This window comes from Streptomyces sp. SID13726, assembly GCF_010548375.1.
In the GTDB taxonomy this organism is placed as follows: Bacteria; Actinomycetota; Actinomycetes; order Streptomycetales; family Streptomycetaceae; genus Streptomyces.
This window is the reverse complement of record NZ_JAAGLY010000396.1, coordinates 1-456: the sequence shown is the minus strand read 5'-3', so window position 1 is coordinate 456 and position 456 is coordinate 1. Positions and strand designations below refer to the sequence as shown.

Annotated in this window: 1 protein-coding gene; it reads right to left on the bottom strand. The window is 73.0% G+C overall.

What is annotated here, in order from left to right; genetic code table 11:
- Positions 1-372 (bottom strand): DUF6082 family protein (locus G3I78_RS48255; protein WP_164436967.1); only part of this gene is annotated, 372 nt, incomplete at its 3' end.
- Positions 373-456 lie beyond the last annotated feature (84 nt).

Sequence of the window (456 nt, the reverse complement as noted above, 5' to 3'; positions counted from 1 at the left end):
GCCCACCACCGCCGTACGCGCCGAGCCGGCCCGCTGCCAGAACCGGCGCCCCTCCTCCCGGGCCATCAACGCCTCCGCGTGCGCGCGCACCTGCCTCTCCGACAGGGCACCGAGCCGCCAGTGCAGCTCCCAGACCGTCACCTGGGCATCGAGGAAAAGGTGTCGGCGCGCCTCGGCCGGATCGCCGGCCAGCTGCGGGCCGGCCGCAGCAACCGCCAGGTCCGCATCACCCGCCGCCGCCTTCAGCAGTTCCACCTGCGCTCCCAGCACCGCCGCGCGCAGCGACTCGCGGTGCTGGGAGCGCCGCTGCACGCAGTACATCAGTAGGACGGCCACCACGGCGGCCAGCATCAGGACGAACAGGATGTCCACGGCAACTCCCCCCGGATCAACGGTTGTCGGAGCGATGCTCCAACGCGCCGCTGCCGACGGCAATGCCCCCCGGAATCCCTCCGC